This window comes from Microbacterium resistens NBRC 103078 (assembly GCF_001552355.1).
Lineage (GTDB): Bacteria > Actinomycetota > Actinomycetes > Actinomycetales > Microbacteriaceae > Microbacterium > Microbacterium resistens.
Map to the genome: position 1 here is coordinate 1 of NZ_BCRA01000073.1, position 14,165 is coordinate 14,165.

Consider the following 14,165-nt stretch of genomic DNA (forward strand, 5'->3'; position numbering starts at 1 on the left):
CCTTTTAGACGAAAGAGGCCACCCAACGCAGGGTGGCCTCTTTCGCGTTAACAGGACCACCGTGAGCTCAGGCCACCCCGACAAGGGGTGGCCTTTTTTGTGGGCGGCGCCGCTGCGCGTCGACTTCCGCCGCTGCGCGGCGGGATTCTCCGCGCCGCGGCGCCCGCCCGTCGACGCGTGCGGTGCCGGGGTCTACCCTGGCCACAGGCGGGTCCTCTCTGCCCGCTTTCCGCCGCGAGGACGAGGAGGGCGTGATGGACGCCACGATGATGGGCTCGATGAAGGAATCCATGCCGGGCATGGCCACGATGGACATGTCGCTGATGCAGGCGTGCATGGACGCGTGCTCGGCATGCGAGCAGGCCTGTACGGTCTGCTCGACCCAGATGATGTCGTGTGCACCGGCCTGCATGAACTGCGCCGACATGTGCAACACGATGATGCGCGCGATGATGCGGATGCAGGGGATGACGCCCGCGGCGATGATGGCGATGCTCGACGCCTGCATCGCGATGTGTCAGGTCTGCATGGACGCCTGCATGGAGCACGCGGAGCACAGCGAGGTGTGCCGGATGTGTGCGGCAGCGTGCAAGGCCTGCATGGACGCCTGCATGGCCGTGCGATCGGCGATGGCCGCGTAGGGCCGCGGTGCCGGGAGACGGACCGATGGGCGTGCGAGTCAGAGGTTCTGTCCGCTGAACAACAGCAGGCAGGGGCCGATGAGGATGATCCAGGAGGCCGCGGCGACGATGAGGGCGCCGACGCCGTAGGGGCGGGTGGACGTGCGGATGAGCAGGAGCGCCGAGACGAGCAGGATCAGCACGTAGGGCCAGACCATCGCGAAGAGCCCCATCCACGCGGCAGCGGACAGCGTCGCCATCATGAGGGCGAAGCCGAGGAAGTGCGCGAGGCACCCGGCCGTGGCGCCGATGCCGCGGGCGGCTCCGACGCTGAGACCGGCGGGCGCGGGCGGAGGGAGCGGAGCTGCCCCGTTCGCCGAGCCGGTCGGTGTACCGCCGGCGACCCCGGGCGGCGGGGGAGCGAACCCCGGCGGCGGGGGAGCGAACCCCGGCGACGGGGACGGTGGGCCCGGAGGCGGGATCGTGTGGGGCGGTGGCTCTTCCGGATCGGGCTCGGGCGGTGGGATCGTCATGGGTTCTCTTCGGCGGCGGTGTGGTGGGGCGAGGAGCTCACGCGACGTTGATCCCGAAACATGGGCCGAGCAGAGTGAGGATGCCGGCGAAGACGACGATCCCGAGCCCGACGAGCACGGCACCGCATCCGACCGCGAAGCCGATCCCGACCTTCGCGCCCGTGGACATGCCCGCTCTCGGGGCGCCCGGCTGAGGCGGGAGCGGACCGCCTGATGCGTATCCGGGGTAGGTCGCGCCCGTCCACGAACCGGCCTCGTACGGGGTCGGGGGCGCGTCCGAGGGGAGCGCGCCAGGAACCCACGGCGCCGATGTGCTCTCGGCCGGGGCCGCCGGGGTCGGAGGGGTGAACGGCGGCGGCGGAGCGGCGAACGACGGCGGCGGGAGGGCGCCGTCGGGGGCCGCAGCGGAAGGACCGGGTGCATTCGGTGCCGCCGACGGGTCCGGGGGAGGGACGGCGTCGTCAGGCGTGCTGCTCATGGGGCGCGATCCTTTCCGGGAGTGCGTGGGTGCCGGCGCGGAACCGGCCGGTCCGTGCCATCCAGATCAGGCGCGCGGCCAGCAGCGGGATGGTGACGAGGAGGAAGAGCTGCGGTCGGGTCAGGCCCATCCATGCGACGTCGTTGCCGCGGACGAACTCGACGAGGAAACGGAAGACCGCGTACGCGGCGATGTAGAGCGTGAGGGTCTCGCCCGCGGCGATCGGGCGATGACGGAGCCAGAACCACAGGACCGCGAACGCCGCGGCATGGAACAGGATCTCGTACACGAAGCTGGGGTGCAGCGCGACGCCCGCCGGCGCGCCGACCCGTTCGGCGGCGGCCTCGTCGAGCACGATGCCCCACGTGCTTCCGGTCGGCGTCCCCGGGCGCTCGGTGAGCAGGCACCCGATCCGGCCGATCGCCAGGGCGAGGGCGACCGCCGGGGCGAAGAGGTCGCCGGAGCGTCCCGGATAGCGAACGATGCGCTTGGCCACGTGCACGCCGAGCCAGGCCCCGACCAGGGCGCTGAGCACCGACGCGTTCCCCCGGAGAAGCTGATCCACGAGACCGAGGTTCCGGGACGGATCGAGGTGCTGGGCCCAAGTGCCGAGCCGGGAGAGGACGGCGGCTCCGGCGAGGGCGCCGAGCACGAGGTAGGCGAGCCGGGGATCCGTGACGCCGCGACGCCGACGTTCGACGAGGAACACGACCCCGGCGGCGAGCATCGCCACCGCGACGAACGCCGAATGCGTGTCCCAGGCGGGAAGCCAGGGCACGAGGTCGCTCAGCGTCGGGTACATCGGCTCACCCCAGCACCCGGATCCACATCCCGATCCAGAACGGGATGGCGACGGCGGCGGCCACGGCGACGACGGACAGGTACGCCAGCACGAGGCGGGTGTCCCCGAGCTTGCAGCGCGAGCGCAGGAGCCCGCCGCGGCGTGCACGGGCATAGCCCAGGATCGCCACGACGGCGAAGACCAGGACGGCGATCGGACCGAGCACGCAGGCGATGACCGCGATCGTGGTGAACACGCAGAGCCGGAGCGGGTCGAAGGGGGCAGCGGGGTCCCCGACGACCGGGTCGTACTGGTTCAGGGGCATCGGCGCCCCGGGGTCCTCCGTCACCGCGCCACCCGGAGGGGGAGACGGCGTCGGCCGTCCGCCTGGGCAGCCGGACCGGGAGGCTCACGGACGGGCTGTCGTTCCGCGACCGCTGGGGACCCCGTGGCGGTGGACAGGCGCGTCCGGGACAGCGGAGCCCACGCCTGCAGCGCGCAGAACGGTGCGCACTGGTGCTCGTCGGTGGTCTCATTCACCGTCGCGACGTGCACGCAGCACTGCGTCAGGCGCTCTTCGATCATGGTGTTGATGTCCATGAACGGCTTGATCGTGACACGAAGCACCCGCTGGCCCATCATCTCCCGCATGCGCTGGTGCTGACCGGGCAGGCGCGAGGCGGCGAGGGCCGCCAGCGTGCCGATGCCGAGGTCGCAGTTCACACAGATGTCCCGCCAGATGTCCCCCATCGACGGGTGCGACAGCGAGGACTGTTCGCTGAAGAGGTCGAGGAGCGAGTTCTTCACGACGTCGCGGATCGCCTTGTTCACGTTCGAGTCGGCGATGCGGTTGGCCAGGAGATCCGGGTTGAGATCCAGGAAGCTCTTCAGCCGCTCGTGGCCGATGAGCCCGACCAGCGACTTCCACTCCCCGGAGTCGTCCTTGAGGAAGTAGCCGACCGAGCAGCAATGCGGATGGCTGCAGGGCAGCGCCGTCAGGTCGCGCCAGGTGATCTCGTCGTCCGTCTGCGGCCCGAGGCGCGCGAGGACTCCCGTGTGCGTGAGCCGGGACTCGGGATCGATGCCGGCCGAGCGCCCGGATCCGAACACCGGCTGGATCGTCACGCCGCCGACGTACGGGGTCGCCTGCGCGCGGCGGATGACCGCGCCGATCTCCCCGTCGTTGACCCCGAGCGCCGCGGTCATCGTCAGGGTCGTGAACACGCCGGCCGCGGAGAGGCGTTCCAGGGCGCGCTCCTTGAAGCGGCGGATGTCGGCCCCGCGATGGTAGGCGGAGGCCTCGGCGCTCTCGCCGTCGTACTGGAGGTAGACCTCCACCCGTTCCCGGTGCCGACGGAGGAAGGCGACGAAGGCGTCGTCGTTCGCGATGCGCAATCCGTTCGAGTTCAGCAGGATCCGCACGATCGGCCGCGTCACGAGGTGCTCGATGAGCTGCTCCAGCCACGGGTAGAGCGTCGGCTCCCCGCCAGACAGCATCAGCACGTCGATCCGCTGGTTCTCCTTCGCGAGCCGCGCGTCGACCGAGGCGAGGACCTCCGCGAGCGGGGCGATCGCGCTGGCTGCGGGGCTCGACTCGGCGAAGCACGTCGGGCAGCGGAGATTGCAGTGGTCGGTCAAGTCCTCCAGGAGGATGCACGTGTGCTGCGTCTGCATCTGCGGGAGGCCGTCGGCATAGGCGGAGGGGACGGGCTTGAAGTTCCCCGTCGTATCGGGGGCGTGCACCTTGGTCGGCGCCGTCCACTGCTCCAGGTAGCGAAGGATCTCGGTCGATTCGTCGTACAGCGTCGAGACGAGCCCGTGATCCGGGCAGCCGCGCTCGAGCCAGACCGTGCCGTCGCGGTCGGCGAGCCAGCCGGACAGACGCCGGACCTCCTCCAGCGGACGCTCCGGATCCTCCTCGTGGCATCGCGGGCAGAACGCGTTCACGTAGCGATGGATGCGGTAGTCGCGCAGGGGCATCCCGGCGCCGACGCTGTGAGCCATGGGTTCACCCTAGCGAGCGGGCCCCCTCACGACACCCCTTCCCCACCGCGGGTCCGCGTCCGGAAAGGGTGGCGTCGCTCCGCACGGCGGGAGGGCGGCGCCCGGCCTCCCGCGCGAACCGGCCGCCGGGCGGCGGTAGACTGTCGGGGTGTTGTACTCCGGTGTCCGAAGGATGCGGAAGGTGATCGTCGGCGCGTCGCGCGCCGGCGGCAGAGGCTGACCGACGGCCGGTGGCGGAACCCCCGTCATCGGTGTCTCGTCGTACGCGGCGCCTGCTGCGCCTGCGTCCCTGCGGCGTCCGTACCTCGGGCGTCGTCCCCTCCTTCGGAGGATCCCCGGGATCCTCCGCCGTGTCGGCGGTGCGCCCTTCGGCGACGCCGCCCCGCAGAGAACTGAGAACGACATGCTTCCCGTCACCGAGCGCGAGATCCGCGCCTCTTTCGTCAACGCCTCCCGCAAGGAGGCCGCCACTGCGACTCTGCCGCCGGACTTCGGCGAACTCGACTTCGAGAGTCTCGACGTGCTGGCCTGGACCGATCCGAAGATGCCCCGCCGCGCCTACGCCGTCGCGCACCTCGATGGCCGCCCGGTGTCCGTCCTCCTTCAGCAGGCCGAGCAGCGCGTGCTCGCCCGGACCCAGTGCTCGTGGTGCGAGGACGTCACGCTCCGCAACGACGTGCAGTTCTTCGCCGCACGCAAGGCCGGTGCGTCCGGCCGTAACGGCAACACGATCGGCACGCTGATCTGCGCGAACTTCGGCTGCTCCGCGAACGTCCGCCGCCTTCCCGCGCTGGCGTACGAAGGGTACGACCGTGAGACCGCGCGCGAGCTGAGGATCCTCCGGCTCCAGGAGCACGTGCAGGGCTTCCTGCGCGAGCTCGGCGCCTAGCCCGTCCGCTTCCCGCCCTCGGCCGGAGAACGCGGCGCCGAGGCTGCCCGGTCGTTGAGCGAGGAGCGCAGCGACGAGACGAAACGTGGTGGGGCGTTTCGTTTCGCTGCGCTCGCTCAACGACCGGAGAACGGCGGGGCGTTTCGTCTCGCTGCGCTCGCTCAACGACCGGGGGAACGGTGGCTCAGCGGACGGTGCGGTGCGGCGTGGTCGTTGAAAGCACGGCGCCGAGGGTTCTCGGTCGTTGAGCGAGGAGCGCAGCGACGAGGCTGCTCGGTCGTTGAGCGAGGAGCGCAGCGACGAGGCTGCTCGGTCGTTGAGCGAGGAGCGCAGCGACGAGACGAAACGTGGTGGGCGTTTCGTCTCGCTGCGCTCGCTCAACGACCGGAGAACGGCTGGGGTGTTTCGTCTCGCTGCGCTCGCTCAGCGACCGGCGGTGGGGGAGACGTTGTAACGGACCGCTCCGACGGCGAGCACGTGCCACGTCGTGTGCAGGGCGACCGGCGTTCCGGGAGCGGCCTCGAGCGCAGCGCCCCCGGCGTTCCAGACGGTGTGCGCCGTGCCGTCGAGCGTGGTCAGCCGAACGATCCCGCGTGCGGGGTCGGCGTCGACGACGAGCGCGTCCACCCACCCGGCCGGGGTTGCGGCGGCGAGGCGCGCCTGGATCAGGTGCAGCGCGTGACCCGGTGCGAACGAGGAGCACACGTCGCCGTGGTCGCACATGCACGCCGCACGCTCACGCACCTCGAGGGGCGAAAGGCGGGTCTGCGGCGTGCTCACGGGATGCTCCTGACTCTGGACCGATCATCCGAGAGTAGGCGGCTGCGCTCGACCGCCCAACCGCCGGCGACACGGAGCGCAACAAACACCCCGTGAGGAGCACGTCTTCGAGGCGGAAGTGCCCGCTCCGAACTGGTTCCGAAGGGCGTCGACCGCTCGAAGGAGGTTCCGGCAGGGAGCAGACAGGAGGAATCAAAATACCAGTACAAATCTTGCGCGGTCCGCTGTCTGCGAATACCGTGCAGAACAGAACATGCATCTGTCCAGGGGGGGTGAAATGCATGGTGAAAAGGTGCGGTCTTTTCGGGGTCGCAAAAGAGGTGCGGTGATTGCCACGGCGCTCCTGGCGCTGAGCGGGATTATCGGATTCAGCCAGCCGGCGGCCGCTGCGGCGCCGGCGGACTGCGATCGGGGGCTCGCCTGCTTCTGGTCCGGATATAACTACGACGTGGACTGGTGGCAGCTTCCCGGTAGGTTGTACTTCTCCTACTGTGTCGACGACTTCCGCGACTATTGGGTCGACGACGTGGCGTCATCCGTTTACAACAACGGCGTTCGGGACGGTCTGTTCATGGCTGCGGATCTCTGGGGAACCGGGAAGATCAAGTACGTATCACGAGGATCCGGGTACGCGAACCTGAGCTCCATCGGCTGGAATGACACCGTCACCTCGGCGCACTTTGAGAGCTACCGGGCGAGCGCGAGAACGGGCCGGTGCGAGTGAGCGGTGCGTCACGATATGGTTCCGTCGCCTGGCTGATCGGGTGTTTGACTCTCATTTCACTCACGGGATGTAGCGCTGAAGCGAATAGCGCGCCCGGGCAAGCCGTCGTGAAAAACCAGGAGCAATGGGCGATGCCTCTGGATGAGTTCATCGTCTATTCCCCTGAGCTGGGAAACTATGCGGAGCAGCTCTTGATCGGGCGGTGTCTGCAGGAAGCGGGTCGGTCGTGGCCTGTTCCTTGGCAGAACACCGATTTTCCTATGCGTAAGGACCAGAATCGGGTCGGGAACCGGATTTTCAACGAATTCACGGCCGCAACCTGGGGCTATCATTATGCACCGAACGCCGACGAAGTCTCCGTGCAGCTTTGGTGGGAGTTTGGGGACGCGACCGATCCCGCCGTCGCCGATCCGGCTTTCATGCGAGATTTCGACGCCTGCAGTGACAAGGTGAGATCGACCGACATCTCCCTCAATTGGCTCCGCGATGTCGATAGTTGGAACTACGTCAACGGCCTCGCAAGCCAGGCCGCGGACATCGTCGAGCAGGACGACGAGGTTCGCAGAGCCGTCGCTCGATGGCGCGAGTGCCTCTCCGCGCAGATCGACTTCGCCGTCCCTGAGGACGATCGAAAGATGCCCACACAGGAGGTCAGTCAGCGGTTCGGGCTCACCGGTCCGGAAGCGTCGATGACGGCCTCCGCGGAGGAGATCGCCGTGGCCGTCGCAGACGCTGAATGCCGAACATCCAGTGGACTGGCCGAGCTTCGCTACGACCGCGAGTGGGAGGAGCAGCAGAAGCTCCTGGACGCCAATCGGGATCAGCTGGAACGGATCCGTGCCGAGGCGAAGGCTCACCATCGAGTCTTGCTGGAGTCGATCGCGGCCAACGCGCCGGGAGCGCCGTGAACGGACGGGACGGTACGGGGCGCCCGGCGTCTGAGCGAGTCACCCGACTCTCTCGGCGGTCGGTTCTCATCGGCGTCTGCGGCGCCGGGGCGCTGGGCGTTCTGACCTTGTTCTGGATCCTGGCGACACTGTTCCAATCGCCGGCGCAGCAGGAAGCGAACGCCAGGCCGCCATCGCCGGGCCCCATCCTCGCGACCGTCGAACGGGGCACCGTGAGCGAGGACACGACGTTCACGGGACTGATCGGGCCGTCCTCCCGGCGGGAAGTCGCTCTTCAGCCTGTGTCCGGCGACGCTCTCTCCGTCGTGACGGGGAAGCCCGTCGGATCCGGCTCCGCGGTCTCGTCGGGGGAGATCCTCACTGAGGTCAACGGGCATCCGGTGCTTCTTGCGCAGTCGTCCTTCGCGTTCTATCGAGACATGGGGTTCGGCGACCGAGGCCCGGACGTTCTCGCGCTGCAGACAGTGCTGTCCGAGCAAGGCTATGACGTCGTGCCCGACGGGGTGTTCGGAGCCGGGACAGCGGACGGCGTCGCTCGATGGCACGCCGATCGCGGCTACGTCGCACCGGTCCGGCCGCGGCCCGAGGAACGTCCGTTGACGGACTCCGCTGAGGGGCTTCCCGGGACGACGCCGTCCGCTCCGCCGCCGGTCGAGGAGGAGGCGTACATGCCGGTCTCCGGCCTCGTTGCCATGCCCTGGCCGACGGCACAGGTGCTTCGCGGTGTCGCTGTCGGCACCTTTGTCGCGGCGGGCCGCGCGGACCTCGAACTCGGAGCGCCGGACGTCGTGGTCACGGTGACGACGACGCCGGCGGAACAGGGCGGGATCGTCCCCGGCGACGTCGCGACGATCTCGATCGCCGGGAAGGAAGTCGAAGCGACGGTCGGAGAGATCCGCGGGGCGGCCGGGGGCAGCGAGGGCGACGCGGAGCCGGAGCCGAGACCGGATGGCCGCGGCGAGGAAACGGCCGAAGACCCGGGTCCGCAGGTGACCCTCACCATCACACCGAACACCGCCTTGCCGCCGACCGTGCCGGTCGGATCTGCGCGGGTCGTCGTCACCCGCATGCTCTTGGCGGAGGAGGCGCTCCTCGTGCCCGTCTCTGCCGTCGCGGATCGTGGGGGAGGGCGAGCCGCCGTCTTCAGGCACGAGGAGGACGGATCCTTCAGGGAAGTGCCGGTGGACGTCATCGTGACGCATCGAGGTCAGGTCGCGCTTGCGCCCCGGGACGCGGACGCCCTCCGTGAAGGGGAAGACGTCCGTGTCGGATGAACGCGCGATGATCCGCCTAAGGGGTGTCTCTCGGACGTATACCGTCGCTCGCGGTGCGGATGTCGACGCCTTGAAGGGCGTCGATCTGGTCGTCGAACGGGGGGAGTTCGTCGCGATCATCGGTCCGTCGGGCGGAGGCAAGACGACGTTGATGAACATCCTCGGGCTGCTTGACGCCCCGACAGCGGGAGAGTACGAGCTCGCCGGCGAACGGGTGAACTCGAGGGCTGACCGCGCTGCTGCGCAGGTGCGCGCACGAACGATCGGATTCATCTTCCAGGCGTTCCATCTGCTGGAGGGTCGTCCCGCGATCGACAGCGCCGAACTCAACCTGCTCTACCGAGGCAGGCCCCGCCCGGAGCGTCGAGAGCGCGCACGTCGTGCCCTTGAGGCGGTCGGGCTCGGGGACCGCGCCGAGCAGAGCACCTCCACGCTCTCCGGCGGCCAGCGCCAGCGGGTGGCGATCGCGAGGGCCACGGCGTCGGCAGCGCCGTTGATCCTCGCCGATGAGCCGACGGGGAATCTCGACTCCCGAACGGCGAGCCAGGTGCTCGATGAACTGCAGCGACTCAACGACAACGGTGCGACCGTGGTCATCGTCACCCACGCGGCCGAGGTCGCGGCCCGGGCACGAAGGACCGTGCGGATCATGGACGGACGTGTGGTGTCGGACAGCGGGAAGGGCGAGGCAGGCGGAGAGGACGCGCGCCCCGCCGTCTCCTCCGGGGATTCCGCTCTGGCTGACGAACCCGAACAACACCATGCTCGTTCGGCTCTCCGCGACGTGGTGCGGGACGCCTGGGCCTCCGTATGGTCACGGACCACGCAGTCTGCCGGTCAGCTCATCGCGGTCGCGATCGCGGTCGGCCTGACGATCACCACTCTGGGACTGTCCGCTTCCGCCTCCGCGCAGGTCGCCGCGACGTTCGACGCCCATCTGAACCGGGAAGTCACGGCGTATTGGTCCACCGGAGCACCGCATGCTCCGTCTCTCGAGGATTCTCCGGCCATCGCCGAGAGGCTTAGCGGCGTCGAATCCGCCGCGCTCATGGTGAGCCTCGGGCCCGGGACCGTCTCCACGTTCGCCGAAGCCCGTCAGGTCCGTTCCCACATCGCGTTCGGCGACATCGCTGCTGCTGCCCGTCTCGCCGTCACCGAGGCGCCGTGGCACACGGGGGCGTTGAAGAGCGATGAAGCACTGGTCGGCGACCTGCTCGCGAAAGACCTCCGTCTCGGCAGTATCGCGGAGACGACGGTGGTATCCATCGACGGCACAGAGTACGTCGTCGCCGGGATCATCACCGAGTCCTCACGCCTTCCCTTGCTTCGAGGTGAGGCCATCGTCGGTTCGCCGGACCAGGCGCAGCTCCCCGGCGCCGTCGACGCGACCCTCCTGACCGTCACAGCGGCAGGCGCCGCACCGCAGGTCGCGCGACAGCTTCCTCCCGCCCTGAATCCCTTCGCGCGGGAGAGCATCACCGTCCACGCGCCTACGGATTCTGCCCAGCTCCGGGGAGAGATCGAACAGGGCGTGAGGATCACTCTGGCGGCCTTCACCCTTCTCGCTCTTATCGTCGCCGTCGTCGCACTCACCAACTCCTCTCTTCTCGCCGTCAACGCACGGCGGGGAGAGATCGGGATGCGCAAGGCCCTCGGCGCACGAGATCACCAGATCGCTGCCCTCCTCACCTGGGAAGCAGGACTCATCGGTCTCTCGGGCGGGGTCGTCGGTCTGCTTCTCGGGATGTGCGCGATCCTCGCCGTGACCATCGGCCAGCGCTGGACGCCGGTGTTCGATCTCCTGCTCCTGCCCGTCGCGCTGGGGAGCGGATTGATCGTCGGTGCGGGCGGAGGGGGTCTCGCCGCCGTCCGCGCCGCCCGACTTCGCCCTGCGGAGAACCTGCGCGCCTGACCCGCGGATCAGGCTTTCGCGTGGGCGTCGAGGAAGGCGAGGGTCTTCTGCAGCGCGGTCTGCGCCTCGTCGTTGTCCAGGTGGAACTGGTACTCGTGCGCCAGCGCCGGCTCGTGGTCCGCGGGCCAGAACAGCGTCGTCACGTCCACGCCCAGCTCCTCCAGGCGCTGCGACATCGGGATCGACTGGAGCCAGGTCAGCCCGTCTCCGTTGCCGCCGCTGATGTACGTGGGCGGGAAGTCGGCCGTCACGTGGTCGATCGTGGACATGAGCGAGCCCGGCGCCTCCTCGGCCCAGGTCTTCGTGCCGCTGTACGCCCACATCGCCGTCTTCAGGCCCCAGCCGGCGATGCCCTGCAGCGCGGCGAGCGCGGCGAGGTCGTACACACCGCAGTTGAGCACCACGCCGCGGAGCTGGTCCGTCGTCAGCGCGGGAGCCACCCCGGCCAGCATCGCGTACTCGCTGCTCGTGGTGAGGACGGCGAGCTGGCTGGCCAGCTGAGCCCCTGCGGAGTCGCCGGCGAGCACGATCCGGTCCGGATCGACCCCGAGCTCCTCGGCGTGCGCGTCGATGTACGCGAGCGCGTCATTGAGCTGCGTCACGGCGGTCGGGTAGGTGCCTTCGGGGCCGAGCGTGTAGTTCGGCGCGATGGCGGCGTACCCCTCCGCGGCGAGGATGCGCATGTACGGCAGCACATCGCTGCTGGATCCGGAGATCCAGGCGCCGCCGTGGATCCACACGACCGTGGGCAGCGGCCCGTCGGCCGATGCCGGCGTGACGACGTCCATCGTCGTGTCGGCTCCCTCGGCATACGGCACGGCCAGCCGCTCGTCGAGGGCGGCGTCGGGAGCGTGCCGTTCCATCTCGGCCGCCGTCTCCACGCCGCCCTTCGTGAACACGGTCCGGATCAGCATCGCCGACGGCCAGGGCGTGATCGATCCCACGATCCCGATCACGACGACGACGGACAGGACGATCCCCAGCGCGATGCGCGTGCGGTGCCACGGACGACGGGACGGGTGGGCGCTCACGGGGCGGACTCCTCTCGGGCGGCTGTTCCGGTCAGCATCATCGCAGCCGTGTCGGCGGACGCGAGCGCGACCTGGGGCGGGTACAGCCCCAGCACGCGGATCGCAGCGTCGTGGTTCTCCGCGGTCGAGCCCGCGCAGGCCTCGGGGACGACCGTGATGCGGCCTCCCGCGTCCGCCCCCGCCAGGACGGTCGAGATCACACAGCAGTCGGTCGAGACGCCGGTGACGACGACGGGGGCGCCGCCGGTGATCCGCTCCAGCTCCGGTCCCCACTTGCCGAACGTCGGCAGATCCAGAGTCGGGTGCGGGGAGAGCGCGCGTGCGGCGGGCACGAGGTCGTACAGCGGATCGTCCGCGGGCCGATCGGCGAAGGGCCACGCGGCGAAGTAGTCCCCCCAGCTGGTCGCGCGGTCGGCGGTGGGGAGCCAGCGGGTGACGAGCACCCGGGAGCCGGCCGCCTCCGCGAGCCGGACGATGTGTGCGAGCGCATCCGGGAAGAACGGAGAGCCCCACGCGGAATCGGGCGAGGCGAAGATGTTCTGCGGGTCGATGACGAGGAGCCAGGGCCGTGCGGTGTCGGGGGCGTCCTCGTCTCGCGGGGCGTCCCGCCCCGTCACCGCGCGGTCTCTTCCTGGCGGCGGATCCGTCCGGCCCGGGCGACGTAGGTCACCAGGAACGACAGCACCAGGGCGAAGAAGACGCCGAGGTTCGCGAACGCCCACTCGCCGTCCCTGCCGCCGACCAGGAACAACAGGTACCCCTGCCAGTTGTTCCACGGAGCCGCCTCGGCGAAGCCGTTGACCACGAAGCCCCAGCCGATCACGCTCGCCACGACCATGGTGCCGATCGAGATCACGTCCCAGGAGCCGTACCGCCCGCGCGGGTCGAACAGCGCCGCCTCGTCGTAGTCGCGGCGCCGTCGCAGGATGTCGGCGATGAGGATGCCCGCCCAGGACGCCAGCGGCACGCCGAGGGTGATGAGGAACGACTGGAACGGACCGAGGAAGTCCTCCGCGAAGAACACGACCCAGATGGTGCCGAGCGTGAGGATCACCCCGTCGATCGCCGCGGCGGTGGGGCGGGGGATCCGGATGCCCAGGCTCAGCAGCGTCAGGCCGGAGGAGTAGATGCCGAGCACGGCGCCGGACACGAGCGCCAGCACCGCGGTCAGGAGGAACGGGATGAGGACCCAGACCGGCAGGAGCGTCGCGAGGGCGCCGATCGGGTCGTAGGCGATCATCGCGCTGAGGTCCTCGTCGGATCCCGCGAGCAGCAGGCCGAAGACGACCAGGACGACGGGGGCGACGGATCCGCCGATCGTGTTCCAGGCGACGATCGCGCCGTCGGACGATGTCCGCTTCTGGTAACGCGACCAGTCCGCGGCGATGTTGATCCAGCCCAGGCCGAATCCGGTCATCACCATGACGAGCGCGCCGATGACTTGACCGGCACTGCCCGAGGGGAGCGCCATGACCGCACCCAGATCGATGTGCCCGATGGTGAGGGCGATGTAGAGGATCGTCACGACGCCCGTGACCCACGTCAGCACCGACTGCAGCTTCATGATCGTGTGGTAGCCGAGCACCGAGGCGGTCACGATGAGGGCCGCGACGATCACGGTCGCCGCGATCCGCAGTCCGATGTTCTTCCCGTCGCCGCCGAGCTGCGTGATGACGGTGGCGGTGGCGAGCACCGCCATGATGGCGAGGAACGTCTCCCAGCCGATCGAGGTCAGCCACGACACGATGCCGGGGACCTTCTGCCCGTGCACGCCGAACGCGGCACGGGACAGGACCATCGTCGGCGCGGAGCCGCGCTTGCCCGCGATCGCGATCAGGCCGCAGAGTAGGAACGACACGACGATCCCGATGACGGAGACGAGCGTCGCCTGCCAGAACGAGATCCCGAAGCCCAGCACGAACGACCCGTACGACATGCCGAAGACCGACACGTTCGCGGCGAACCACGGCCAGAACAGGTCGCGGGGTCGCGCGGTGCGATCGGACTCGGGGATGATCTCGATCCCGGTGCGCTCGATCAGGGTCGATGCGGCGGGAGCGGCGCTCTCAGCGGACATGCCCTCATCCTGGCACTGTCCGCGCGGTGGGGGACAGCGTTTCGTCTCTCGGCGCTTCCGGTCGTTGAGCGAGGAGCGCAGCGACGAGACGAAACGCGGTGACCCGGTCGGGGACAGCGTTTCGTCTCGCGGAGACCTGCACTGAGCGAGCGCA

General features: G+C 69.4%; 15 protein-coding genes. 6 read left to right on the plus strand and 9 right to left on the minus strand.

Going from position 1 to position 14,165, the window contains the following annotated elements; genetic code table 11:
- Positions 1-254 precede the first annotated feature (254 nt).
- Complete coding sequence (locus tag MR1_RS12615; RefSeq protein ID WP_067247259.1) at positions 255-641, plus strand: hypothetical protein; 387 nt, start codon at positions 255-257, stop codon at positions 639-641.
- Between the two features lie 38 nt (positions 642-679).
- Here the strand turns inward: MR1_RS12615 and MR1_RS19485 are convergent, their stop codons facing one another.
- The 5 genes from MR1_RS19485 to MR1_RS12635 form a co-directional block, all read right to left on the minus strand.
- A complete protein-coding gene (locus MR1_RS19485) occupies positions 680-883 on the minus strand; it encodes a hypothetical protein (RefSeq protein WP_084344614.1) in 204 nt (67 codons plus the stop codon).
- Between the two features lie 307 nt (positions 884-1,190).
- Positions 1,191-1,631 (minus strand): hypothetical protein, encoded by a 441-nt coding sequence (locus tag MR1_RS19810; protein WP_157518156.1) that lies wholly within the window; start codon positions 1,629-1,631, stop codon positions 1,191-1,193.
- Positions 1,615-2,433: a prolipoprotein diacylglyceryl transferase gene (locus tag MR1_RS12625; protein ID WP_067247266.1), complete on the minus strand. Its 819-nt coding sequence runs from the start codon at positions 2,431-2,433 to the stop codon at positions 1,615-1,617. The genes MR1_RS19810 and MR1_RS12625 overlap by 17 nt, the downstream gene beginning before the upstream one ends.
- A 4-nt stretch (positions 2,434-2,437) precedes the next feature.
- On the minus strand, positions 2,438-2,761 hold the full coding sequence (locus MR1_RS12630; protein WP_255218150.1) for a hypothetical protein: 324 nt from the start codon (positions 2,759-2,761) through the stop codon (positions 2,438-2,440).
- Positions 2,758-4,416 carry a radical SAM protein gene (locus MR1_RS12635; protein WP_255218151.1) on the minus strand — a complete coding sequence of 553 codons (1,659 nt, stop codon included), beginning with the start codon at positions 4,414-4,416 and terminating at the stop codon, positions 2,758-2,760. Before MR1_RS12635 ends, MR1_RS12630 begins: the two co-directional genes overlap by 4 nt.
- 403 nt (positions 4,417-4,819) lie before the next feature.
- On the opposite strand from MR1_RS12635, the gene MR1_RS12640 reads away from it, so the two are divergent.
- Positions 4,820-5,305, plus strand: coding sequence for an FBP domain-containing protein (locus MR1_RS12640; protein WP_067247273.1), 486 nt, complete (start codon positions 4,820-4,822; stop codon positions 5,303-5,305).
- Between the two features lie 423 nt (positions 5,306-5,728).
- On the opposite strand, the gene MR1_RS12645 is transcribed toward MR1_RS12640, so the two are convergent.
- Positions 5,729-6,085 (minus strand): hypothetical protein, encoded by a 357-nt coding sequence (locus MR1_RS12645; protein WP_067247276.1) that lies wholly within the window; start codon positions 6,083-6,085, stop codon positions 5,729-5,731.
- Positions 6,086-6,410: 325 nt separating this feature from the next.
- Here MR1_RS12645 and MR1_RS12650 point away from each other — a divergent pair, with 325 nt between their 5' ends.
- The 4 genes from MR1_RS12650 (at position 6,411) to MR1_RS12665 (ending at position 10,903) form a co-directional block, all read left to right on the plus strand.
- Positions 6,411-6,809, plus strand: a complete 399-nt coding sequence (locus MR1_RS12650; protein ID WP_067247279.1) for a peptidase inhibitor family I36 protein — start codon at positions 6,411-6,413, stop codon at positions 6,807-6,809.
- A 107-nt stretch (positions 6,810-6,916) separates the two neighbouring features.
- Entirely contained in the window at positions 6,917-7,717 is an 801-nt protein-coding gene (locus tag MR1_RS20720; protein WP_409366257.1) for a hypothetical protein, read from the plus strand.
- A 419-nt stretch (positions 7,718-8,136) separates the two neighbouring features.
- Positions 8,137-8,991 carry a peptidoglycan-binding protein gene (locus MR1_RS20725; RefSeq protein ID WP_409366258.1) on the plus strand — a complete coding sequence of 285 codons (855 nt, stop codon included), beginning with the start codon at positions 8,137-8,139 and terminating at the stop codon, positions 8,989-8,991.
- 70 nt (positions 8,992-9,061) lie between these two features.
- Positions 9,062-10,903, plus strand: coding sequence for an ABC transporter ATP-binding protein/permease (locus MR1_RS12665; protein WP_067247289.1), 1,842 nt, complete (start codon positions 9,062-9,064; stop codon positions 10,901-10,903).
- A gap of 8 nt (positions 10,904-10,911) precedes the next feature.
- Here the strand turns inward: MR1_RS12665 and MR1_RS12670 are convergent, their stop codons facing one another.
- From MR1_RS12670 to MR1_RS12680, 3 genes are read right to left on the minus strand one after another with little or no spacing between them, the layout of a single operon-like run.
- Positions 10,912-11,934 carry an alpha/beta hydrolase gene (locus MR1_RS12670; RefSeq protein WP_067247291.1) on the minus strand — a complete coding sequence of 341 codons (1,023 nt, stop codon included), beginning with the start codon at positions 11,932-11,934 and terminating at the stop codon, positions 10,912-10,914.
- On the minus strand, positions 11,931-12,551 hold the full coding sequence (locus MR1_RS12675) for a cysteine hydrolase family protein (RefSeq protein ID WP_067247295.1): 621 nt from the start codon (positions 12,549-12,551) through the stop codon (positions 11,931-11,933). Before MR1_RS12675 ends, MR1_RS12670 begins: the two co-directional genes overlap by 4 nt.
- A complete protein-coding gene (locus tag MR1_RS12680) occupies positions 12,548-14,011 on the minus strand; it encodes a purine-cytosine permease family protein (protein ID WP_067247298.1) in 1,464 nt (487 codons plus the stop codon). The genes MR1_RS12675 and MR1_RS12680 overlap by 4 nt, the downstream gene beginning before the upstream one ends.
- Between the last annotated feature and the right edge of the window lie 154 nt (positions 14,012-14,165).

Excerpts from the sequence above, each read along its gene's own strand:
- MR1_RS12625 (WP_067247266.1), bottom strand. The coding sequence starts at position 2,433 with ATGTACCCGACGCTGAGCGACCTCGTGCCCTGGCTTCCCGCCTGGGAC.
- MR1_RS12635 (WP_255218151.1), bottom strand. The coding sequence starts at position 4,416 with ATGGCTCACAGCGTCGGCGCCGGGATGCCCCTGCGCGACTACCGCATC.
- MR1_RS12680 (WP_067247298.1), bottom strand. The coding sequence starts at position 14,011 with ATGTCCGCTGAGAGCGCCGCTCCCGCCGCATCGACCCTGATCGAGCGC.
- MR1_RS19485 (WP_084344614.1), bottom strand. The coding sequence starts at position 883 with ATGATGGCGACGCTGTCCGCTGCCGCGTGGATGGGGCTCTTCGCGATG.
- MR1_RS19810 (WP_157518156.1), bottom strand. The coding sequence starts at position 1,631 with ATGAGCAGCACGCCTGACGACGCCGTCCCTCCCCCGGACCCGTCGGCG.
- MR1_RS20725 (WP_409366258.1), top strand. The coding sequence starts at position 8,137 with ATGGGGTTCGGCGACCGAGGCCCGGACGTTCTCGCGCTGCAGACAGTG.
- MR1_RS12640 (WP_067247273.1), top strand. The coding sequence starts at position 4,820 with ATGCTTCCCGTCACCGAGCGCGAGATCCGCGCCTCTTTCGTCAACGCC.
- MR1_RS12615 (WP_067247259.1), top strand. The coding sequence starts at position 255 with ATGGACGCCACGATGATGGGCTCGATGAAGGAATCCATGCCGGGCATG.